Origin of the sequence: Streptomyces sp. NPDC056987 (genome assembly GCF_042673865.1) — a bacterium.
Lineage (GTDB): Bacteria > Actinomycetota > Actinomycetes > Streptomycetales > Streptomycetaceae > Streptomyces.
On record NZ_JBHURV010000061.1, the window covers coordinates 20,537 to 42,595 of the forward strand.

General features: G+C 73.3%; 21 protein-coding genes and 1 other RNA gene. 11 read left to right on the forward strand and 11 right to left on the reverse strand.

What is annotated here, in order from left to right; genetic code table 11:
* Positions 1-133: 133 nt before the first annotated feature.
* The 4 genes from ACFTZC_RS39685 to ACFTZC_RS39700 all read right to left on the reverse strand — a co-directional run bounded on the left by ACFTZC_RS39685 (position 134) and on the right by ACFTZC_RS39700 (position 4,889).
* Positions 134-925 (reverse strand): hypothetical protein, encoded by a 792-nt coding sequence (locus ACFTZC_RS39685; protein ID WP_382898710.1) that lies wholly within the window; start codon positions 923-925, stop codon positions 134-136.
* Positions 926-1,259: 334 nt separating this feature from the next.
* Positions 1,260-2,201: an N-acetylmuramoyl-L-alanine amidase gene (locus ACFTZC_RS39690; RefSeq protein WP_382898712.1), complete on the reverse strand. Its 942-nt coding sequence runs from the start codon at positions 2,199-2,201 to the stop codon at positions 1,260-1,262.
* A 76-nt stretch (positions 2,202-2,277) separates the two neighbouring features.
* Positions 2,278-2,934 (reverse strand): class I SAM-dependent methyltransferase, encoded by a 657-nt coding sequence (locus ACFTZC_RS39695; RefSeq protein ID WP_382898714.1) that lies wholly within the window; start codon positions 2,932-2,934, stop codon positions 2,278-2,280.
* 32 nt (positions 2,935-2,966) lie between these two features.
* On the reverse strand, positions 2,967-4,889 hold the full coding sequence (locus ACFTZC_RS39700) for an MFS transporter (RefSeq protein ID WP_382898715.1): 1,923 nt from the start codon (positions 4,887-4,889) through the stop codon (positions 2,967-2,969).
* Between the two features lie 635 nt (positions 4,890-5,524).
* Here ACFTZC_RS39700 and ACFTZC_RS39705 point away from each other — a divergent pair.
* Positions 5,525-6,883, forward strand: coding sequence for an MFS transporter (locus ACFTZC_RS39705; protein WP_382898717.1), 1,359 nt, complete (start codon positions 5,525-5,527; stop codon positions 6,881-6,883).
* Between the two features lie 92 nt (positions 6,884-6,975).
* On the opposite strand, the gene ACFTZC_RS39710 is transcribed toward ACFTZC_RS39705, so the two are convergent.
* Both ACFTZC_RS39710 and ACFTZC_RS39715 read right to left on the reverse strand, forming a co-directional pair.
* A complete protein-coding gene (locus tag ACFTZC_RS39710; protein WP_382898718.1) occupies positions 6,976-7,158 on the reverse strand; it encodes a hypothetical protein in 183 nt (60 codons plus the stop codon).
* A gap of 60 nt (positions 7,159-7,218) precedes the next feature.
* Entirely contained in the window at positions 7,219-8,469 is a 1,251-nt protein-coding gene (locus ACFTZC_RS39715; protein WP_382898720.1) for a hypothetical protein, read from the reverse strand.
* A 184-nt stretch (positions 8,470-8,653) separates the two neighbouring features.
* Between ACFTZC_RS39715 and ACFTZC_RS39720 the strand changes: the two genes are divergently transcribed.
* The 5 genes from ACFTZC_RS39720 (at position 8,654) to ACFTZC_RS39740 (ending at position 13,759) form a co-directional block, all read left to right on the forward strand.
* Positions 8,654-9,691: an ABC transporter substrate-binding protein gene (locus tag ACFTZC_RS39720; RefSeq protein WP_382898721.1), complete on the forward strand. Its 1,038-nt coding sequence runs from the start codon at positions 8,654-8,656 to the stop codon at positions 9,689-9,691.
* A 79-nt stretch (positions 9,692-9,770) separates the two neighbouring features.
* The gene (locus tag ACFTZC_RS39725) at positions 9,771-10,664 is read left to right on the forward strand and encodes a Nif3-like dinuclear metal center hexameric protein (RefSeq protein WP_382898723.1); all 894 of its coding nucleotides are present in this window, start codon (positions 9,771-9,773) and stop codon (positions 10,662-10,664) included.
* Positions 10,661-11,404 (forward strand): C4-type zinc ribbon domain-containing protein, encoded by a 744-nt coding sequence (locus ACFTZC_RS39730; protein WP_365816389.1) that lies wholly within the window; start codon positions 10,661-10,663, stop codon positions 11,402-11,404. Before ACFTZC_RS39725 ends, ACFTZC_RS39730 begins: the two co-directional genes overlap by 4 nt.
* A gap of 7 nt (positions 11,405-11,411) precedes the next feature.
* Positions 11,412-12,800 carry a bifunctional RNase H/acid phosphatase gene (locus ACFTZC_RS39735; protein WP_382898725.1) on the forward strand — a complete coding sequence of 463 codons (1,389 nt, stop codon included), beginning with the start codon at positions 11,412-11,414 and terminating at the stop codon, positions 12,798-12,800.
* 56 nt (positions 12,801-12,856) lie between these two features.
* Positions 12,857-13,759, forward strand: a complete 903-nt coding sequence (locus ACFTZC_RS39740) for a GNAT family N-acetyltransferase (RefSeq protein ID WP_382898726.1) — start codon at positions 12,857-12,859, stop codon at positions 13,757-13,759.
* Between the two features lie 65 nt (positions 13,760-13,824).
* Here the strand turns inward: ACFTZC_RS39740 and ACFTZC_RS39745 are convergent, their stop codons facing one another.
* From ACFTZC_RS39745 to ACFTZC_RS39760, 4 genes are all read right to left on the reverse strand, one after another.
* Positions 13,825-14,454 carry a bifunctional 4-hydroxy-2-oxoglutarate aldolase/2-dehydro-3-deoxy-phosphogluconate aldolase gene (locus ACFTZC_RS39745; protein WP_382898727.1) on the reverse strand — a complete coding sequence of 210 codons (630 nt, stop codon included), beginning with the start codon at positions 14,452-14,454 and terminating at the stop codon, positions 13,825-13,827.
* A gap of 143 nt (positions 14,455-14,597) precedes the next feature.
* Entirely contained in the window at positions 14,598-15,413 is an 816-nt protein-coding gene (yaaA, locus tag ACFTZC_RS39750; protein WP_382898728.1) for a peroxide stress protein YaaA, read from the reverse strand.
* Positions 15,414-15,520: 107 nt separating this feature from the next.
* Positions 15,521-16,378 (reverse strand): hypothetical protein, encoded by an 858-nt coding sequence (locus ACFTZC_RS39755; protein WP_382898730.1) that lies wholly within the window; start codon positions 16,376-16,378, stop codon positions 15,521-15,523.
* A complete protein-coding gene (locus ACFTZC_RS39760) occupies positions 16,375-17,190 on the reverse strand; it encodes a MerR family transcriptional regulator (protein ID WP_382898731.1) in 816 nt (271 codons plus the stop codon). The genes ACFTZC_RS39755 and ACFTZC_RS39760 overlap by 4 nt, the downstream gene beginning before the upstream one ends.
* 127 nt (positions 17,191-17,317) lie before the next feature.
* On the opposite strand from ACFTZC_RS39760, the gene rnpB reads away from it, so the two are divergent.
* Positions 17,318-17,737, forward strand: an RNA gene (gene rnpB, locus ACFTZC_RS39765) — RNase P RNA component class A.
* A 106-nt stretch (positions 17,738-17,843) separates the two neighbouring features.
* Here rnpB and ACFTZC_RS39770 read toward each other — a convergent pair.
* Complete coding sequence (locus ACFTZC_RS39770) at positions 17,844-18,128, reverse strand: DUF6059 family protein (RefSeq protein WP_382898732.1); 285 nt, start codon at positions 18,126-18,128, stop codon at positions 17,844-17,846.
* Positions 18,129-18,356: 228 nt separating this feature from the next.
* Between ACFTZC_RS39770 and ACFTZC_RS39775 the strand changes: the two genes are divergently transcribed.
* From ACFTZC_RS39775 to ACFTZC_RS39790, 4 genes are all read left to right on the forward strand, one after another.
* A complete protein-coding gene (locus tag ACFTZC_RS39775) occupies positions 18,357-19,157 on the forward strand; it encodes a BTAD domain-containing putative transcriptional regulator (protein ID WP_382898734.1) in 801 nt (266 codons plus the stop codon).
* A 137-nt stretch (positions 19,158-19,294) separates the two neighbouring features.
* Positions 19,295-20,065 (forward strand): thioesterase II family protein, encoded by a 771-nt coding sequence (locus tag ACFTZC_RS39780; protein ID WP_382898736.1) that lies wholly within the window; start codon positions 19,295-19,297, stop codon positions 20,063-20,065.
* A 112-nt stretch (positions 20,066-20,177) separates the two neighbouring features.
* Positions 20,178-20,606: a DUF4260 family protein gene (locus tag ACFTZC_RS39785; RefSeq protein WP_382898737.1), complete on the forward strand. Its 429-nt coding sequence runs from the start codon at positions 20,178-20,180 to the stop codon at positions 20,604-20,606.
* A gap of 172 nt (positions 20,607-20,778) precedes the next feature.
* The gene (locus ACFTZC_RS39790; RefSeq protein ID WP_382898739.1) at positions 20,779-22,014 is read left to right on the forward strand and encodes a cytochrome P450; all 1,236 of its coding nucleotides are present in this window, start codon (positions 20,779-20,781) and stop codon (positions 22,012-22,014) included.
* The last annotated feature ends 45 nt before the right edge of the window (positions 22,015-22,059 follow it).

Genomic DNA, 22,059 nt, shown 5'->3' on the forward strand with positions numbered 1-22,059 from the left:
CGCCCCCCCCCCCGCCCCCCCCCCCCCCCCCCCCCCCCCCCGGGGCGCCGCCCCCGGGGTGGGGGGTTGCCGCGGGGCGGGCCTTGCCCGTTAAGCCTTTTTCCCCCCCCCGGCCCTCCCCGGCGGGCGCGGATCAGCCGCGCTGAATGCCCGAGGTGTCCTGAAGGACGCCACGGCGGCCGTCCTGTGTCTGGGCCACCAGACCGGCACCGCGCTGCTCGACCGCCAAGTACCACGTGCCCGGCGCCAGTTCGGCGATCGGCGCCTGCGAGCCGTCCTCACCGAAGAGCGGCCGGGCCACCGGTACGGCGAACCAGAACGGCGCGAAATCGCCCGCCGGAGCCTGGCCGCCCTGGGACGGCTGGCCCTGCTGCGGGGCCGGCTGGCCGCCCGTGCCGAACGCCCCCGACTGGCCCTGCGCGCCGAACGGCTGCTGGCCGCCCGGGTATCCGTACCCCTGACCGGGGCCGCCCGGCGCGCCGCCGTACGGCTGCGGAGCCTGCGGCTTCGGGGCGCCGACGAGCGCGACCTTCAGCGCGGGGACGAGCGGGGTCGCCACGGCTCCACCCGCCAGCGCCAGGATGCTGAAGAAGCCGAGGATCTGGCCGCCGCCGGCCCGGCCGTCACCGAGCAGGTACCAGAGCGAGGTCCACGCGGCGAAAAGGGCGAGCGCGACACCGAACTGATGGACGTCCAGGCCCGCGATCTTCTTCGGGGCCTGCGGGAGCGCGTGGGAGACGACGATCAGGGCCGCTGCGATGACGCCGGCGATGTGCACGCTCATCACGACGCCGAGTATGTCCCATGCCTTCGGCCCGCTGCTGTAGCTCGTCGAGTCGTAGAAATTGAGGAACGAGGCGATGAACAGCAACACCGCTGCTCCGATCACCACGCCGTCGCCTCTAGTGAGGGAGCGGATGTTCACGTGAAAAGTCCTTCGTCAGTCGTCTCGTCGGGCGCGGTCGTCGCGGGCCGCTGATGATGCGGTGCACGGTGCGAAGCTCGGGGGCGGCTCCCTATCGTACGGATGAATCTATCCTCTGCCCGATCGGGGCGTCTGCCGGGTATCTGGCCTGGTACCGGGCCGTTACGAGGGTCCGTTATGCGGTTCTGCGACATCGCCGGACCGCCGCCCGCCCCACTGAGGCCCCGTCCGTGACTTCCTCACCTGCCGCCTCACCTGCCACCTCACACCGCCCCGCACTCGGTCCTTCGCTCACTCCCTCACAGCGATCTCACAGTGATTCACTTTTCCTTCTTCACTTCTTCAGGAATCCGCCGATGCCGTCGGCCAGCCCCCGCGCCGCTTTCTGCCGCCATTCCGCGTCGGTCAGCAGGGCGGCGTCGGCCGAATCCCGCATATTGCCGCACTCAAGGAAGACCTTGGGCACGGTCGAAAGGTTGAGACCGCCGAGATCCTCGCGTACGTCCAAGCCCGTACCGTCGCCCAGGTAGTTGGACGGAGCGCTTCCGGTCTCCCGTACGAAATTGCCCACGATGTGTTCGCCGAGTTCGCGGGAGGGGCCGACGATCGCGGAGGTGTCCGCGTCGCCGCCCTTGACCGGCGCGGGCAGGATCACGTGGAAGCCGCGGTTGCCGGGCGCGGAGCCGTCGGCGTGGACGGAGACGACGGCGTCGGCCTTCGCCTCGTTGCCGATCCGGGCCCGCTCGTCCACACAGGGGCCGTACGGGCGGTCGTTGTCGTACGTGTACGTGACCGTCGCGCCCTGCCGGACGAGCAGCGCCCGCAGCCGGTGGGCGACGTCGAGGGTGAACTCGGCCTCCGTGTAACCGGAGTCGGTCTCCGTGCCGGTGGTGTCGCACTCCTTGGTGGCCGTGCCGATGTCGACCGTCTCGTTGATCTCGGAGGGGTGGTCCTTGTTCCGCGGATTGTGCCCCGGGTCGATGACCACGACCTTCCCGGCGAGCGGCCCCGTCGGATCGTCGCCACCGGGGACGTCGTCCGCCTCCCCGCCGCCCGGGTCGGACACGGCGGGGCGCGGGGTGGGGGAGGCGGTGGCGGAGGAGGCGGTGGCGCCGGCGGCCGTGGCGGCGGACGCGCCGTCCTCGCCGGATCCGCTCATCCCCTGCCACAGGAGCCACCCCACCAGCCCGGTGGGCACCAGCGCGGCGACCGCGAGGGTGAGGTGGCGGCGCCGCGAGGGGCGGCGTGCGGGCTGCGGGCTCTCGTCGTACGACACGTCGCGATGCTAGTGGCCCCTCGCGCCGGCCGGGCGCAGGTCCGGCCTGTGGGCGGTCACGGCCCCCTCGGTCGGCTCAGGGCCGTGCCGTGCGGCGCAGCACGCGCAGGGTGCCGGTCACCGACACCTCGGTGAACGCCCCGGAGGCGAGCGCCCGGAGATAGATCCGGTACGGTGCCTGGCCGCCGTCCGCCGGGTCGGGGAAGACGTCGTGGATGACGAGCAGCCCGCCTTCGTCGACCGTCGGGGCCCAGCCCTCGTAGTCTCCGCCCGCGTGCTCGTCGGTGTGGCCGCCGTCGATGAAGACGAGCCCGAACCGGCCGTCGCCCCAGGCCCGCGCCACCCGCGGCGACCGGCCGACGACCGCGATCACCCGGTCCTCCAGGCCGGCCCGGTGCAGGACGGAGCGGAAGACGGGGAGCGTGTCCATCAGGCCGGTGGCCGGGTCGACCAGCTCCGTGTCGTGGTACTCCCAGCCCTGCTGCTGCTCCTCGCTGCCGCGATGGTGGTCCACGGTGACGACGACGGTGTCCGCGTCGCGCGCCGCCGCGGCCAGCAGGAGGGTGGAGCGCCCGCAGTACGTGCCGATCTCCAGCAGCGGCAGCCCGAGTACGGCCGCCTCGGTGGCCGCCGCATACAGGGCGAGCCCCTCGTGGACCGGCATGAAGCCCTTCGCCGCCTCGAAGGCGGCGAGGACGTCCGGCGCCGGTCCGGTCGGGTGCGCTGCGGCCATGGGGTCTCTCCTCGGACGGATCCGGCGGTGTGTCAGGTACCGGGCGACTCCATCGTGCCGTACGGCCGCGCCGGTACGAGGTCCGGGGCTGACCCGGGTACGGCGCCCGGGGCGGCTCCGACGGCGAGGCCGGCTCCCGGCCGGCCCAGGACCAGGTCGACCGTGACCGGCACCCCGTCGCCCTGGTACTCCGCCGGGCGCGCGTGCGACGCGTGTCCCGGGGCCGTCGCCGCCAGGACGTAGGGCCCCGCGCCCGGCGGCAGCAGCGTGTAGCGGCCCTCCGCGTCGACCGTGCCCCGGCCCGCCTGCCGGCCGCGCCGGTCGATCAGCGTGACGTTCGCCCGGGCGACCGGCGCACCGGCGCCGTCCAGCACGTGCCCGGTGAAGCCGCCGGAGCCCGCGACCAGCGTCGCCCGGTGCCCGGCCGTCCCGGCCGTCTCCACCGTCCCGTACGCCCCTGTCGTCCCGTAGGCGGCGGCCGTCCCGTACGCGGCCTCCTCCGCCCCGGCGGCCGGCTCCTGGAACCCGGCGGGCCGCCGGCCCGGCAGGAACATGGCCAGCACCAGACCGATCACCACCGCGCCGGTGGCGATGACGAACGAGATCCGGAAGCCGTGCATGCTCGGCACCGCCACCCCGCCCGCCGGGACGGAGGTGTGGGCCAGCACCATGCCGATCACCGCGCTCGACATCGATGTGCCGATGGAGCGCATCAGGGTGTTGAGTCCGTTGGCCGCGCCCGTCTCCGACGCGTCCACGGCGCCGATGATCAGCGCGGGCAGCGAGGAGTAGGCGAGTCCGATGCCCGCGCCGAGGACCACCGAGATGACGATCGTCTGCCAGGCGGCGCTCATCAGGCCGAGGCCCGCCCCGTAACCGACCGCCATGATCAGCATGCCGATGATCAGCGTGACCTTCGGGCCGCGGCGGGCCGAGATCCGCGCGTACAGCGGCGCGGTGAGCATCATCGTCAGGCCGAGCGGCGCCACGCACAGGCCCGCGACCACCATCGACTGCCCCAGGCCGTAACCGGTCGAGGCGGGGAGCTGGAGCAGCTGCGGCAGGACGAGGGTGACCGCGTAGAAGGCCACCCCGATCATGATCGAGGCGAGGTTGGTGAGCAGCACCTCGCGCCGCGCGCTGGTCCGCAGGTCGACCAGCGGGGCGGCGCTGCGCAGCTCCATCAGGCCCCACAGCAGCAGGATGACGACGGCGAGACCGAAGAGCCCGAGCGTGGTGCCGGAGGTCCAGCCCCAGTCGCTGCCCTTGGTGACCGGCAGGAGCAGGGAGACGAGTCCGGCGGAGAGACCGATCGCGCCGAGCCAGTCGAAGGTGCCGGGGGCACGGACCGACGACTCCGGTACGAAGAGGACGGTGAGCAGGATCGACAGCGCGCCCAGGCCGGCGGCGGCGAAGAACAGGGCGTGCCAGTCGGCGTTCTGCGCGATCAGCGCGGCGGCTGGCATGGCGAGTCCGCCGCCCACGCCGATGGAGGAACTCATCAGCGCCATGGCCGAGCCGAGCTTCTCGCGCGGCAGCTCGTCGCGCATGATGCCGATACCGAGGGGTATCGCGCCCATGGCGAAGCCCTGGAGCGCCCTTCCGACGATCATGATCACGAGGTCGTCGGTGACGCCGCAGATCAGCGAGCCGATCACCATGACGGCGAGGCTGGTGAGCAGCAGCCGCCGCTTGCCGAAGAGATCGCCGAGTCGCCCCATGATCGGGGTGGCGACGGCGCCCGCGAGGAGGGTCGCCGTCATGACCCAGGTGGCGTTGGCGGGCGCGGTGTGGAGGAGGGCGGGCAGGTCCTTGATGACGGGGACGAGCAGGGTCTGCATCACCGCGACGGTGATGCCCGCGAAGGCGAGGACGGGGACGATGCCGCCGGCTCTGCGGGGTCGTGGATCCGGGAGCCCTCCGGCGTGCTGATCGGTCGGCGTCGTCTGCGGCATACGTGCGGCCTCCGGGGCAGAAAAAAGGATTCTTACGGGGAGTGAGCGAGTACAGGAGTACGGGAAGTGCAGGGGGTACTGGGGAGTGCAGAGGGTACGGCGTGGGTACGGGGGTACCTGACAAGCAGGGGTGGTGTACGGGGTACGTACGGGGCGGGCGGTGTGGCGCTGGTGCGGCCCCCGACGCGACCGGACCGGCTCTCGGGCCGGCCCGGTGGTCAAGTGCGTGCACTATGAAACCTTCTCAGTCCAACCCGTGTCGCCGCTGCCGTATTCCGGCCCCCGCGGCCATATTCCGGTAAACGGTGTGTGAACGGGTGCTCGGGGGGCGGGCGCCTGTGCGGTGCTCGCGCGGCGTACGCCCTCCGGCCGACCTCCGACCGACCTCTGGCCGACCTCCGGCTCCGGCGAAATATCCATGTACGGGGCACTCGTCGGCTGCGACCATGACGGCCATGGCCAGAGCCTCCGCGGAATCAGCGTCGGAATCGGAATCAGGAACCACAGCCGACTCCATATCCCCTTCCCCATCCCCCTCGTTCTCGTCCGCCGCCTCCTCCTTCCCCTCCTCATCCCCGTCGCCGCCCCCCTCTCCTGCCCCTCCTCCCACTCCCTCTACGGCCCGCACCTGGGCCGTGATCCTCGCCGCCTGCGCCGGGCAGTTCCTCGTCGTCCTCGACGTGTCCGTGGTCAATGTGGCCCTGCCGTCCATGCGCGCGGACCTCGGGCTCTCCGCCCCCGGGCTCCAGTGGGTCCTCAGCGCCTACGCCATCGCGTTCGCCGGCTTCATGCTGCTCGGTGGGCGCGCGGCCGACCTCTACGGCCGGAAGCGGGCCTTCCTCCTCGGGCTCGCGGTCTTCACGCTCGCCTCCGCGGCCGGGGGACTGGCCCAGGAGGGCTGGCAGCTGATCGCCGCACGCGCCGTCCAGGGGCTCGGCGCCGCCGTACTGGCCCCCGCGACGCTCACGATCCTCACCTCGGCCGTGCCCGCGGGCGCCGCGAGGACCCGCGCCATCGGCACCTGGACGGCGGTCGGCGCGGGCGGCGGCGCCGCGGGCGGGCTGGTCGGCGGGGTCCTCACCGATCTGCTCTCCTGGCGCTGGGTGCTGCTGATCAACGTGCCGATCGGCGTCCTGGTGCTGGCGGGCGCCGCGCTCTGGCTCACCGAGTCCCGGGCCGCCGCGGGCCGCCGCCTCGACCTGCCGGGCGCGGTGCTGGTCACGACCGGGCTCGCGGCGGTGGCGTACGGCATCGTGCAGACCGAGGAGCGCGGCTGGGGCGCCCCCGCCACCCTGCTCCCGCTGCTGGGCGGTCTGCTGCTGCTCGTGTTCTTCCTGGTGGTGGAGGCGCGGACGAAGGAGGCGCTGATGCCGCTGGGGCTGTTCCGGATCCGGGCGGTGTCGGCGGCCAACACGGCGATGTTCGTCTGCGGTTCGGCCTCCTTCGGCATGTGGTTCTTCATGACGGTGTACGCCCAGAACGTCCTGGGCTACACACCGCTGGAGGCCGGGCTCGCGCTCGTCCCCAGCTCGCTGAGCGTGGTGCTCGGCTCGAAGCTGGCGCCGCGGCTGATGCAGCGGACCGGGGCGCGCGGCCTCGCGGCGACCGGGACGCTGGTGGCGGCGGCCGGATTCGGCTGGCAGTCCATGATGACCGCCGACGGAACGTTCCTCTCGGTGATCCTCGGCCCCGGCATCCTGATGATGACCGGCCTGGGCCTCGCCACCACCCCGCTCGCCGCCCTCGCCACGGGGAGCGCGGCACCCGGTGACGCGGGCCTCGTCTCCGGGCTGGTCAACACCTCCCGCACGATGGGCGGCGCGCTCGGCCTCTCCGTACTCTCGACCGTCGCCGCGACACGGACGGCGGGCGGCACGGGGCCGCAGGCGCTGACCGAGGGGTACGCGCTCGCCTTCAGGACGGGGTGCGGGGTGCTGCTCGCGGCGGCGGTCCTGATGGTGCTGTGGCTGCCCCGCGCGTCGTCGGACACGTGACGGGCCGGCCCGACGGCGAGAGGCCGCCACGGGTCTTCCGTGGCGGCCTCTCGGCTGTTCGTCGCGTACGTCGGGTCGTGGAACCGGGCCGGTCAGGCCGCGTTCCTGCCCTCTTCCGGGCGGCGGTGGCGGCCGTAGCCGGGGGACGTGGAGTCCTCCGCCGGTGCCGCACCCCCGCGGTGCTTACCAAGCCCCCCGACAAGATCACCGCTGCCCGCGGTCGCCGTTCCCTGCGGCTGCTTCTGCTGCGTCGTGTCGGTTCGGGTTTCAGACATGGTGGGAAGTCACCCCGTTGTGTTCGCTTCTTGTTCTGTGGCACAGGGCCCGGCGAAATTCTATCCAGGGACCCCACGGCCGGTGAGAGGCGCCTGCTGCAACGGCACCGGCCTGCACATCACAGGAGTCCGTGGAGCGCCGGACGGTTCCCGGTCCGCGGATTTCGCTTGTGGGGATTCCGTGACCTCGTCCCGGTTCGGGCAGCCGCCGGACGCCGGTGCCTCCGCCCCGGCCCGCGCGTCCGTCCGGGACCCGGCCTGCTCGTCCACCGGCGCGTCGAGGGGCGCCACCCCGTACGCCACCGCGTCCGTCGCGTACGGCAGCCGCAGCACCCCCTCCCGGGTCCACAGTCCGGCCCCCGCCAGCCACCCCCGCGGCGCCGGGCGCTGGTGGAGCCGGCGGCCCGCCGGGCGCCACACCCCCACCCAGCTCCCCGCCGCGCCGTCGATCCGCAGCGCCACCGCGCAGCTCTCCGGCGTCAGCATCTGGCCCGGCTGCACCGCGAAGGGCGTCACCGTCAGGTCCGCGGGCCGCAGGCACTCCGGGAACCGCACGGGGCGGCGGCTGCCCAGCACGCCCCAGCCGAGCCGGTCGTGGCCCGGCGCGTCGGAGCGGATCAGCAGCAGCCCGCTGTCCGGATCCGCCAGCAGGAGACGGTCGTTGCTCTCCTCCGTGATCTGGAGCAGCGGCGTCACCTCACCACCCCGCGCCAGATCCACGGCGACGCCCTTGACCACGCCGTCCGTCTCCCGGTCGAGCGCCAGTATCCGTCCCGTACGGTCGAGCCAGACGCCGCCCGTGCAGCGGCCCGGCACCTCGGCGACCCACTCGGGGCCGAAGGTGCCGCCCGCCACCAGCCACACCGTGGTGGACCGGGCGCCCACCGCCAGGGCGTACGCGCACCGGCCGTCCGGCGACGGCGGCAGCAGGGTCAGCTCCGGGCACGTCACCGTCCCCACCGGGAGCTGCCCCGTCCCCGGCCCCGTCGGGTAGAGCAGGCAGAGGTCGTGCCGGTCCGCGACCCGGCGCCGGACCAGGACCCGCCCGTCGGCCAGCGGCAGCACCTGCGTGTCGGGCTCCTCGGGCTGGTCGAGGGGGAGCGGCACGGCGTACGGCTCCGGCCCGTCCAGGGTCCACCGCTCCGGGAACCACGCGTCCCCGGAGCCGCCCATGAGGGCCAGCCGCGCGGCGTACGCCCCGTCCGCCGAAACCGTGAACCCCGCACAGCCGGCGGATTCCGTACGGCCGGCGGACTCCGCGGGCCCTGCGAACTCCGTGGACCCCACCGTCTCGACGGCACAGGCAGTCATCGATCCGTCACCTCCGGGAAGAAGCTAGTTTTCGCACTTCCTGCCGAACAACACGAGATCTGTCACTTCACACATAAGGGTGGCCGTCGCATGATTCGCCTGAAAGCGCGGGGGTGGGTGTGCTGGCGGGGGCGGGGCAACCTACAGTAAGGCGACCCTAAGTGACCTCGTCAGGAGCTTGAAGATGTCCATCAGACGCCGTGGCACCGCCGCCGTCGTCGCTCTCGCAGCCGCGCTCTCCCTCGCGGCCTGCGGCGGCGGAGACTCCTCCGACAACGACTCCGCCTCCGGCGACAGCGGCGGGAAGAAGGCGGCCGTCGCCACGGGCGGCAAGGACTTCGCCGACGCGGCCAAGAAGACCGCCTCGTACGGGACGGACGCCAAAGCGGGCGAGTTCCCGCGCACCATCACCCACGCCATGGGCACCACCGAGCTGAAGAAGCGCCCCGAGCGCGTCGTCGTGCTCGATGTCGGCGAACTCGACAACGTCGTGTCGCTGGGGGTCGAACCGGTCGGCTACGCCCCGACCGAGGGCGACGCGTCGCTCCCCGGCTACCTGGAGAAGGGCGCGGGCAGCCCGAAGAACGTCGGCACCATCAACAACCTCAACCTGGAGGCCGTCGCCGCCCTCAAGCCCGACCTGATCCTCGGCAGCCAGCTCCGCGCGGCGGACAAGTACAAGGCGCTCTCGGCGATCGCCCCCACGGTCTTCGCGATACGCCCCGGCTTCACCTGGAAGGAGAACTACCTCCTCAACGCCCAGGCGCTGGACCGCACCGCCGAGGCGAAGGCCGCGCTGGCCGCGTACGACAAGAAGGCGGCGGCCCTCGGCAAGGACATCGGTCCGGACAAGCCGACCGTCTCGATGGTGCGCTACATGCCGGACCGGCTGCGGCTGTACGCCAAGGCGTCCTTCATCGGCACGATCCTCGACGACGTCGGCCTGCCGCGGCCCGAGAACCAGCAGGTCGTGGATCTGGCCGTGGAGATCAGCCCGGAGAAGATCGACGACGCGGACGCCGACTGGATCTTCACCGGGGTGTACGGCGACCCGGACAAGACCCAGCGCGACACCGCGCGCTCCAACCCGCTGTGGAAGAACCTGAAGGCCGTCAAGGACGGTCACGCCAAGGACGTCTCCGACGAGACCTGGTACCTCGGGCTGGGCGTGACGGCGGCCGATCTGGTCCTGGACGACCTGCGCGGCTTCCTCGTCAAGTAGCCGGGCGGAAACGGCGGAGGGCGGCCGGGGCAGGGAGGGCGCGGGGCGCGGAGGGCGGGTACCGGCGGTATCCACAGGCATGGTGGGGGCGGGAGCGGGGGCAGGTAGCCTTTGCTCCGTGCCTCCAGTCCCCTCCGCGCCCCGTCTCTCCGACGTACTCGCCGCGCTCGACGCCCTCTGGCCCCCCGAGCGGGCCGAGCAGTGGGATGCCGTCGGCACGGTCTGCGGCGATCCCGACGCCCCGGTGACCCGCGTCCTGTTCGCGGTCGATCCCGTGCAGGACATCGCCGACGAGGCGGTGCGGCTCGGCGCCGATCTGATCGTCACCCACCACCCGCTCTATCTCCGGGGCACGACGACGGTCGCGGCGGGCACCTTCAAGGGCCGCGTCGTGCACACCCTCATCAAGAACGACATCGCGCTGCACGTCGCGCACACCAACGCGGACACCGCCGACCCCGGCGTCTCCGACGCCCTCGCCGGCGCGCTCGACCTGCGGGTCGTGCGTCCCCTCGTACCGGACGCCACCGACCCCTCGGGGCGGCGCGGCCTCGGCCGGATCTGCGAGCTGGACCGCCCCGCCACCCTGCGCGACTTCGCCGCCCGCGTCGCGCACCGGCTGCCCGCCACCGCGCAGGGCGTCCGGATCGCCGGCGACCCGGACGCCCTCGTCCGTACGGTCGCGGTCAGCGGCGGCTCCGGCGACAGCCTCTTCGACCAGGTCAGGGCGGCGGGTGTGGACGCCTTCCTCACCGCCGACCTGCGCCACCACCCGGTCTCCGAGGCGACTCAGCACAGCGCGCTCGGGCTGATCGACGCCGCGCACTGGGCCACCGAATGGCCCTGGTGCGAGCAGGCCGCCGCCCAGCTCGACGAGATTTCCGACCGCCACGGCTGGGACCTGCGGGTCCACGTCTCGAAGACGGTCACCGACCCCTGGTCAGCCCACCACTCCTCAGGAGCCCCCAACTGAACGCCGCCCCCGCAGACCAGATCCGACTCCTCGACGTCCAGGCCCTCGACGTACGGCTCTCGCAGCTCGACCACAAGCGCACCGCGCTGCCCGAGCACGCCGAGATCGAGTCGCTCACCAAGGACCTCGCCCAGCTCCGCGACCTGCTGGTCGCCGCGTCGACCGAGGAGAGCGACACCGCCCGCGAGCAGACCAAGGCGGAGCAGGACGTCGACCAGGTGCGCCAGCGCGCCGTACGGGACCAGCAGCGGCTGGACTCCGGCGCGGTCACCTCGCCCAAGGACCTGGAGAACCTCCAGCGCGAGATCGTCTCCCTCGCCCGCCGTCAGGGCGACCTGGAGGACATCGTCCTGGAGGTCATGGAGCGCCGGGAGTCCGCGCAGGAGCGCGTCGCCGAGCTGACGGAGCGGGTCTCCGCCGTCCAGGCCAAGGCCGACGACGCCGCCGCGCGCCGGGACGCCGCCGTCGGGGAGTTCGACGCCGAGGCCGCCACCGTGGCCAAGGAGCGCGGGATCGTGGCCGGTTCCGTACCGGCCGACCTGCTCAAGCTGTACGAGAAGCTGCGAGGCCAGCAGGGCGGGGTGGGCGCGGCCCGGCTCTTCCGGCGGCGCTGCGAGGGCTGCCAGCTGGAGCTGAACATCACCGAGGTCAACGAGGTCAAGGCGGCGCCCGCGGACGCGGTGCTGCGCTGCGAGAACTGCCGCCGCATCCTGGTCCGTACCGCCGACTCGGGGCTGTGACGCGCTGATGCGGACGTTCATCGTGGAGGCCGACGGCGGCTCCCGGGGCAACCCGGGACCGGCGGGGTACGGCGCCGTCGTCCTCGACGAGGCGACGGGCGAACCGCTCGCCGAGGCCGCCGAGTACATCGGTGTCGCGACGAACAACGTCGCCGAGTACAAGGGCCTGGTCGCCGGGTTGAAGGCCGCGAAGGAGCTGGACCCGGAGGCGCGGGTGCACGTCCGGATGGACTCCAAGCTCGTCGTCGAGCAGATGTCGGGGCGCTGGAAGATCAAGCACCCGGACATGAAGCCCCTGGCCGCCGAGGCGGGCCGGATCCTGCCGCCGGGCCGGGTCACGTACGAGTGGATCCCGCGCGAGCGGAACAAGCACGCGGACCGGCTGGCCAACGAGGCGATGGACGCGGGCCGGCAGGGCCGCCAGTGGGAGGCGTCGGCCTCCACGGCTGCCCTGGACGCGGGCGCGGCCCGCTCGGCCGCCTCCGCCTCCGCCTCCGCTGTCGTTCCTTCCGGACCGCCCGGGGACGCCGCGGCGGGCGCGGCCAAGGCACGTGCGGCACTCGCCGGAGCCGGTGCTCGCGCGGGCGCGGGTGCGGGGACCGGTGCGCAGGACGCCGCCGGGGCCGCGGATGCCGTCCGGCGCGCGGCGCAGACCGAGTTGTCGCTGCCGGGTACGGCCACACCGGCCGCCCCCGCCGGCCATGAGCCGGAGGAGGTCCCGCTCTCCTCCGAGTCCTCCTCGTCCGTCGGCTGGGGCGCCTCCGCCGACCTCGGCGCCCCCGCCACCTTCGTCCTGCTCCGGCACGGCGAGACGGCCCTCACCCCGGACAAGCGCTTCTCCGGCAGCGGCGGCACGGACCCCGAACTGTCGGCCATCGGCCGCCGCCAGGCCGACGCGATCGCCACCGAGCTCGCCGCGCGCGGCACGATCCAGGACATCGTCTCGTCGCCGCTGCGCCGCTGCCGCGAGACGGCGCAGGCCGTGGCCGACCGGCTCGGTCTCGACGTACGGATCGAAGAGGGCCTGCGCGAGACGCACTTCGGCGCGTGGGAGGGTCTGACCTTCGGCGAGGTTCAGGAGCGGTACCCGGACGACCTGACCGCCTGGCTCGCCTCGCCCGACGTCGAACCGACCGGCGGCGGCGAGAGCTTCGCGACGGTCGGACAGCGCGTCGCCGCGGCCCGCGACACCCTCCTCGACCGGTACCGGGGCCGTACGGTCCTGGTGGTCACGCATGTCACCCCGGTCAAGGAGCTGGTACGGCTGGCCCTCGGTGCCCCGCAGGAGTCGCTGTTCCGGATGGAGCTGTCGGCCGCGTCCGTCTCGGTCGTGGCCTATTACGCGGACGGCAACGCGTCGGTGCGGCTCTTCAACGACACCTCGCATCTGCGGTGACGGCCGCCCGCTAAATCGGTTGGCCCCGGACGGACCGGGGCCCGACGATGAACGGCATGAACGAGCGACCGAACACACCACCGACATGGCGACTGACCGACGACGTCGAGGAGTTCCGCCGCGCGGCGGGCCCCTACCTGGCGGCCGACGCCGCGCGGCACACCATCCTGCTCACGGTCAGCGAATCGCTGCGGGCCGGCGGCACGGGGGCGGGAGGCGCCGGCCCCGTACGGTTCGGCTGGTGGCGGGAGGCCCCGGACGCCCCGGTGACCGGCACCTTCCTGGAGACCCCGCCGCATCCGCCGTTCCTCGGCACGATGCCGGCGCGGGCCGCCGCCGAACTGGCCCGGACGCTCAGCGCGACCCCGGCGGCGGACGGCACCCTGCCGTCGGGCGTACGGGGCCGGGTCGCCGACGTCGAGGCCTTCGGCGCCGCCTGGCCGGTCCGCCGGACCGGGGCCGCGGACGCGTCCCCGTACCAACTCGCCGACGGCATGCGGCTCTTCCGGCTGGGCGAGCCGGTCCCGCCGGACCCCGCGCCCGAGGGCCGCGCCCGGTACGCGGAGAGCCGGGACATCGCGCTGGCGGTGGAGTGGCTGACGGCGTTCGCCGAGGAGATCGGGGAACCGGCCGGTACCGATCGGCGGGCCAAGGCGGTCGCGCGGATCGAGGACCGGCGGCTGCTCCTCTGGGAGGTGGACGGCGCCCCGGTCTCCCTGGCCGGCCACGCCCCGCTCATCGCCGGGCAGATCCGCGTCGCCCCGGTCTACACACCGCCCGCGCACCGGGGACGCGGCTACGCGGCCGGGGTGACCGCCGCGGTCGGCGAGGCGGCCCGGCAGGCGGGCGCGGACGAGGTGCTGCTCTTCGCCGACAACGCGAACCCGACGTCCAACGCCCTGTACCAGCGCCTGGGTTACCGCCCGGTGGAGGAGTACGCCACGGCGCGGCTCGCCTGAACCGCGAACTGCCGGGGCCCGGTCCGAGCCCGAGCCCGAGGCCGGAGCCCGGCGGTGCGGGCGGTTCAGGCCCCGCGCGCCCCGCCCAGCGCGGACGCCTCGCGGGCCAGCGCCTCGACCCGGCCCCAGTCCTTCGACGCCAGCGCGTCCGCCGGGAGCAGCCACGTACCGCCCACGCAGCGCACGTTCGGCAGCGCCAGATACTCCGGCGCTGAGGCGGGGGTGATACCGCCCGTGGGGCAGAAGCGGGCCTCGGGGAGCGGGCCCGCGAGGGACTTCAGATAGGCCCGGCCGCCCGCCGCCTCCGCCGGGAAGAACTTCATCTCCGTCACCCCGTGCTCCAGCAGCGCCACGACCTCGGACGTCGTCGACACCCCCGGCAGGAACGGCACGCCCGAGTCCCGCATCGCGGTCAGCAGCGTCTCCGTCCACCCCGGGCTGATCAGGAAACGCGCGCCCGCCGCCACCGACGCGGTCACGGTGTCGGGGGTGAGGACCGTGCCCGCGCCGACCACCGCGCCGGGCACCTCCGCCGCGATACGGCGGATCGCGTCCAGCGCGGCGGGCGTCCGCAGGGTCACCTCGATCGCGGGGAGCCCGCCCGCGACCAGGGCGCGGGCGAGCGGTACGGCGTCGTCGGCGTCGTCGAGGACGACGACGGGGATCACGGGGGCGAGGTCGAGCACGGAGGTCATGGGGTCATCCTGCCGGGCGCTTCCATGATGCGCAATGCCCGTTGCGCAGGATGCAATGGCAGGCAGGGGTGGGTGATCTCCGGGTGAACGCGGAACCTCAAATGACAGGCAAGGGTGAGCGATCTCCGGGCGAACGCGGAACCTCAGTGGATCTCCGTGACGACGACATCCAGCGCCCACGGCCGCCCCGCGCGCGCCGGAGCCGTCGCCTCCACCACGTACCCCAGCTCCCGCAGGGTCTCCACCAGTCGCGCGGGATCCTTCGGCCGGGCCCCGGCCGTCAGCAGATCCCGGACGAGCCGGCCCTTCGTCGCCTTGTTGAAGTGGCTGACCACGGACCGCTTCTCCACGCCGGTCACCGGATCGGTCGCCGCGTGCAGCACCCGTACCGTCGCCGTGCGCCCCGCGAGCTCGCCCTTCGGCTTCCACGCCGTCGCGTACGCCGACGACCGCAGATCCAGCACGAGCCCGCCCCCGGCCTCCTCCGCCGCCTCCGGCAGCGCGGACTCCATCGGCGTCCGCCAGTACGCGCCCAGCGCGCCGAGCCCCGGCAGCCTGACCCCCATGGAGCAGCGGTACGACGGGATGCGGTCGCCCGTCCGTACCGCGCCCCACAGTCCCGAGAAGACCAGCAGCGACTTTCCGGCCCGCCGCCGCGCCGCCGGATCCAGCGTGGCCAGGCCCAGCGCGTCGTACAGCACGCCGGTGTAGATCTCTCCGGCCGGCCGCGTGCCCGCCGTCCGCAGCGCCACGTTCTTGGCGATCTCGCCGCGCAGCCCCTCGCTCAGCCCGAGTACGTCGCGCGCCTTGTCCTCGTCGGCGGCGCACACCTCCACCAACTCGTCCAGTACGGCGGCGCGCGCCCCGGCCAGACCGGGCAGCGACAGCGACTCCGGCTTCAGCGGAGCGCCGCGCCCGGAAGCGGCCTTTCCTTCCGACGGCGGCAGCAGCACGAGCACAGTGGTTCTCCTCGAAGGGACGGGACGGGACGGAACGGGGCCGCAGGGCGCGGCCCTCGCGTCAGCGTAGGTGAACGCGAGCGGCCCGTTCTCCGCCCCGCCCGCTCTCACACCCGTACATCAGGGGGCAGCGCCTCCCTGAGCGCCTTCACCAGTTCCTCCGGACGGTCCGCGTGGAAGCGGACCACCCGCGCCCGGCCCGTCGCGCCGAGCGGCCGTACGAACGGAACGGGCGCGGTCAGCTCCACCCGTACGGTCGTCTGGCTGCCCACGACAAGATCGAGCACCCCGCCGCCGTCCCCACTCTCGTCCCCTTCCACCGGGGTGTACTGGACGAGCCCGCCGTCCGGGAAGCGCCGGTCGACCCGTACGGAGGCGATGCCTGAGGCCGGTATCCGCAGGTCGAAGAGGGTGCCGTAGCGGACCCGCAACGAGCCGTCCGCGCCCACCACATGAGGCCGGGTCACACAGCCCGCGTGCAGCGCCAGCACCATCAGCACCGTGTACACGTCCAGCACCAGGACGATCAGGTGCACCAGTGGCCACGGGATCAGCACGGCCATGGCCACGGTCTCGACGAGGGCGACGAACAACAGCCCGTAGAGCATCGCCGTCTGCGGCCCGGTGTACGGCGCCGGGTGCCCGCCCGCGTCCACGCCGTGCGTGCGCCGCGCGGCCCAGCGCGCGAGGCTGCCCCAACTCCGTACCTCCTGGACGGCCAGCCGCCGCACGGGGGCCGGCACGGCCGTACGGACCCCCTCGGCCAGCGCCTCCCGGCGCCCGGCGCCGGAGCGCCGCGCCGACATGTAGGAGCGGCGCACGACCAGCGCCTCCGTGACGACGAAGGCGAGCACCAGCGCCTCGACGCCGAGCAGCAGGGGCGTGGGGAGGGACACCCCGGCCAGCAGGCAGACGATCAGGACGATCTCGCAGACGGGTACGGCGAACCAGACCACGCGCTTCATGACACCGCTCCCCGCTCCCGCGTCCGCCGGCTCAGGGACTCCATGATCAGCCGTACGACCTGGGCCTGGGCCGGGCTGTACTCGGCGAGCAGCGCGTCCCCGAAGCCGTCGACGGACGGGCCGTCGTCGGCCGGGAGCGCGGCGACGATCTCGTCGGTGAGGAGCGCGGCCAGATCGTCCGCGAGGGGCCCGATCCGGGGGTCGTCGGCCGGGGCGTCGACGAGTTCGTCGAGCCGCCGGTAGAGGCCGAGCATCTCCGGGGCGGCGGCGAGGGGGCGCAGCGCGTCGTAGACGCTCCCGGACTCCGCGCTTCCGCTGCCGTCCCCGTCCCCGTCCCCGTCCTCGCCATCGCCGTCGCCGTCGTCCGCGTATCCGTGCCGGTCGAGCAGGGTGAGCAGGTCGCGGTCCATCGTGGCGCTGGGGGAGTCGACGGCGGGCAGGGAGTGCAGGAACCGCGCGAGCTCGGGGGAGACCGGGCCCCCGTCGGTCGGCGGCGTCTCCATCAGCTCGGCGAGCCGGCGCCGCCGGGCCCGGATCTCCGCCTCCTGGCGGGCCAGATCGGCGTCCAGCTCGCCCAGCACCTCGGTGAGTTCGCGCCCGGCGTCGTCGGCGAGGACGTCCCGTACCTCGTCGAGAGAGAGCCCCAGCTCGGTCAGCCGCCGGATCCGGGCGAGGAGAACGGCGTCCCGTACCGAATAGTCGCGGTAGCCGTTGGGCCGCCGCGCGGGTTCGGGCAGCAGCCCCACGTGGTGGTAGTGCCGTACCGCGCGAGAGGTGACCCCGGCGAGGGCGGCGATCTCTGCGATTCTCATGGGCCCAGTACAGACCCTGACGTCGCGGCAAGGTCAAGCCGGACAGCCGGGCTCCCCGGAAGGCGCGGTCCGCGGTCACCGGTGCGTTCCGCCCGCCTCCGCCGGGTACGATGGCGAGCACGGCAGACGAGCCGGGCGGACGGCCGCGTCAAGATCTTCGATCTTGCCGAGGAACGTCCGGACTCCACACGGCAGGGTGGTGGGTAACGCCCACCCGGGGTGACCCGCGGGACAGTGCCACAGAAAACAGACCGCCGGGGCTGTGCTCTTCTCGGAGAGGGCGGTTCCCGGTAAGGGTGAAACGGTGGTGTAAGAGACCACCAGCGTCCGAGGTGACTCGGACGGCTCGGTAAACCCCACCCGGAGCAAGGTCAAGAGGGGCCGCTGTAAAAAGCGGCTCTGCGCGGACGATCGAGGGCTGCCCGCCCGAGTCCGCGGGTAGACCGCACGAGACCGGCGGCAACGCCGGTCCTAGATGGATGGCCGTCTCCCCGGCCGCCGCGAGGCGACCGGGCGACAAAATCCGGCGTACAGCCCGACTCGTCTGTCGAGAGGCGCCCCTGACCGGCGAGCATGCCGGCCAGGGGCGCCTCTCCATGGAGCAGGGGCAGTCACGGGAGTAGCCACGCGCGCCGCCACCGCGCGCCGCGTCGTCATCCTCCCGGCCTTTTCACGTCGACGCCGAGTCCGGCCCACAGCTCCTGCTCGACCCGGCTCGGCGGGGTCGAGCAGCGCCGCTCCGGGTGGCCGGCCGGGGGGCCGGAGGCGGAGGCGGGATCCGAGCCGGGATCCCGACCGGGGACGGAGCCCGGATCAGAGCCGGGGTCCGGGTCGGGGTAGTGGACGCCGGGGAGCGGTCCGACGACCACCGCGCCGAACTCGACGAGCAGGCTCAACGCACCGGCGCCGGCCCTGCCGAGCCAGGACCTCAGCCCCATGCGGTCCCTCTTCTCCCGAGCCGGCACCGAGGCGGTCCCGCGACGGCCTCTCCGGTCGCCCATGGTCACCGCTCGGCCTGAAGCGTCGCTTAAAGCATGCCCTGGAAGGTCATGAACATGAAGACCCCACATTCCCGGGCGGACGGATTCCCGGCCGAATCATGATCGGCTGAGTGTTGCCGTGGGCGACAACGTGCCAGTGTTCGGGCAGGCGGAAGGAGCAGTGGCATGGAGATCGGAGTTCTCGGGCCGCTCGTGGTGAGCATCGACGGCACCTCCGTGGTGCCGAGCGCGGCCAAACCGCGGCAGCTGCTCGCGCTGCTGGCGGTCAACGCCGGCCGGGACGTGAATGTGACCACCCTGACGGAGGAGCTGTGGGACTCACGTCCCCCCAGCCGGCCCGCCGGTGTCGTCCAGACCTACGTCAAGCAGCTGCGCCGGGCCATCACCGTGGCCCTGGGGCCGGAGCACGAGTGCGCGCCGAAAGAGGTGCTGAGCCGCAGCTACGCCGGATACGGGCTGAACATGCCCGCGCCCGTCATGGAGGCCGCCCTCTTCGAGCAGCTCGCCGGGCGCGGGCTGCGGGCCCTGGCCGGCGGCAATGACGAGACCGCCTCGGAGCTGCTGGGCGAGGCGCTCGCCCTGTGGCGCGGGCCGGTCCTCGCCGACGTACGCATCGGGCCCGCGCTCCGGGTCGAGCTGCTGCGGCTGGAGGAGGCACGGAACGCCGCGCTGGAGGGCCGGATCACCGCGGACCTGCGGCTCGGCAGACATGCCGAGGTGATCGGCGAACTCCTCGCGCTCACCGAGCGCTTCCCGCTCCAGGAGAGTCTGCACGGGCTGCTGATGCTGGCGCTCTACCGAGGCGGACGTTCGTGGCAGGCGCTGGAGATTTTTCGAAAGCTACGCGCGTCGACCTCCCAGGAGCTGGGCATCGAGCCTTCCCTGCGCGTCCAGAAGCTGCACCGGGCGATCCTGGCCGCCGACCCTCAGCTCGACCTCACCGCGCCGAGTTTGGCGGCCTTTTAGCGGCCCCGGGCAGCGTGGGGGGCGCGTCGGCCGGGTCTGTCCCACCTGCCTCACCGTTCTGCCTGTCCACCCGTTGGCGTATTCCCGCACCCGGACGGCCCGTTCATCCCTGGACCGAACCGAGACGGAGCAACCCGATGCGATACCTGTCCCGGAAGCCCCCGGGCCACGAACCGGAACCCATGACCCGGCTGTTCTGCTTCCCGTACGCGGGCGGCGGCGCCTCGGCGTACCGGCGATGGCAGCGCGGCCTCGACGCCCAGGACGCCGGAGTGCGGGTGATGCCCGTACAACTGCCCGGCCGCGAGGAACGGTTCGACGAACCCAGGTTCACCGATCTGGACGCCCTCGTCGACGACCTGGACGCACAGCTCGACGAGGAGCTGGCCGGGCCCCACCTCTTCTACGGGCACAGCATGGGCGCGCTCATCGCCTACGCGCTCGTGCGGCGGCGGCAGTCGCGCGGGGCGGCGCTGCCCCGGGCCCTCGTGCTGAGCGCCTACCGCGCCCCGCACCTGCCGGCCCCCGCGCTCGCCGATCCGGACGCCGGGGACGAGGAACTCGTCGCGGGCCTGGTGGCGCTCGGCGGCATCCCGGAGGCGCTGCTCGGCCATCCCGAATTCCTCGCCGCGCTGCTTCCGGTGGTCCGTGACGACCTCCGGCTGTGCCTCGGCAGCGTGGCCGCGCCCACCGAGCGGCTGCCGGTACCGCTGCACCTGTTCGCCGGACACGGGGACCGGCTGGTCACCGTGGACGAGATGCTTTCCTGGCGGCGCCACGCGGGGAGCGGCTGCGACCTGCGGACCATGCCCGGCGGGCACTTCTTCGTCAGGTCGGACGAGGGGGCCTTCCTGCGCGAACTCGCCTCCCTGACGCGCCGGTACGCCACGGAGGGGGCGGCGGTGTAACAGGCCGGCACCACGGAACGGCGGTCCCTCCGGCCCGCCCACGACCACCTCGCCGCGCGGCAGCCGTGCGGCTCCCGAGCCCTGCGGATCCCTCGCGAAAGGAACACGTCCCGTGACACACGACGCCACCGAAGGCGCCACCAGGAGTTCGGCCTCACCACGGGTCCGCGCGGCCTGGGCGGCGCTGTTCGTCCTCCTGCTCATCTTCTCGGTGTTCGAGGCGACGAAGTACGGCGGTTGGGTGATCGTCGCGGCGCTCGCCGGTGCCGTCGCACCCGACCTGTCGTTCCTCGCCGGCCTCGCCGGCCCGCACCAGCACGGCCCGCACGAGCACGGCCGGCTGCCCCGCAGGGCCGTTCCCGTCTACAACCTTCTGCACCGGCCCCTGTTCGCCGTCGTCCTCATGTTCACCTGCCTGATCCCCGAATCCCCGGCCGTCGCCGTGCCCCTGTTCAACTTCGGCCTGGCCTGGCTGGTGCACATCGCCGCCGACCGGGCGCTCGGATACGGCCTGCGCGCCGCCGACGGCCGGCAGCGCTGACGCAGGCGGCCGGGACCTGCCCCCCCGGGACCTGCCCCCTCGGGCGCTTTGGTCCCGCACAAGCCCCCGCTGCGAGGCTCGTCCGGGTCCCCGACCGCACCTCTCACCGCGCGCCGGTCACCGGACCACCGCACACACGTATCTGCTGAGCATCTGTCGCCGGAGGAAACGCATGGAAACGACGGACACGACGCACGGCGGGCCGGAGGCCGGCCGGCCGCCACTGGACTACCCGTTCCACCGCCCTTCGGCCGTCGAGGTGCCCCCGGTCTACGAGGAGTTGCGGGCCAAGTGCCCCGTCGCCCATGTCCGGCTGCCCACCGGTGACGAGGGGTACGTGGTGACCCGTTACGACGACGTGCGCACCGTGCTCGCCGACGCCAGGTTCAGCCGGGCCGCCACCATCTCCCCCGACGTACCGCAGCTCACCCCCACGCCCCCCGTGCCGGGCAGCCTGTTCACCACGGACGCGCCCGAGCACACCCGGCTGCGCAAGCTCGTCTCCCGGGAGTTCACCGCCCGCCGCGTGCAGAACATGCGTCCCCGGATCCAGGAGCTGACCGACGGGCTGCTGGACGAGATGGAGAAGCTCGACGGGCCGGTCGACCTCAACACGGCACTCGCCTTCCCGCTGCCGGTGATGGTGATCTGCGAACTGCTCGGTGTGCCCTTCGAGGACCGCGACCGCTTCCGCGAGTGGTCGGACGCCTTCGTCTCGCTGACCGCGCACACCCCCGAGGAGATGGCCGCCCAGCGCCAGCAGATGATCGGGTACCTCGGCGCACTCGTCAAGCGCAAGCGGGAGGAGCCCACGGACGACCTGATGGGCGCGCTCGTCGCCGCCCACGAGGAGGAGGGCAGCCTCAACGAGTACGAGCTGATCGTCATGGCGGCGACCATCCTCGTCGCCGGTCACGAGACCACGGTCAGCATGATCGGCAAGATGGTCCTGACCCTGCTGCGCCACCCCGAGCACATGGCCACGCTGCGCGAACACCCCGAGATGATCGACCACGCCGTCGAGGAGCTGCTGCGCGTCAACCCGATCGGTGACGGCGGCCCGCTGCGGATCACCCTGGAGGACGTCGAGGTCGGCGACACCGTCATCCCCAAGGGCAGCGCGGTCCTGGCGGCGGTCTGCTCCGCCAACCAGGACCCCGCGCGCTTCCCCGGCGCGCAGGCGGACGAGTTCGACCCCACCCGGCCCGAGGCCGTCCACCACGTCGCGTTCGGCCACGGCCCGCACTTCTGCGTGGGCGCCGCGCTGGCCAGGGCGGAGCTGCAGATCGTCCTCTCCTCGCTGCTGAACCGCTTCCCCGGTCTGCGGCTCGCGGAGGAGGTCGACTCCCTGGAGCTGACGACCGGGATGATGGTGCACGGCCTGACCCGGCTGCCCGTCACCTGGTGACAGACCCGCACAGAGGCCCCGGCCCGCACGGGAACGTGCGGGCCC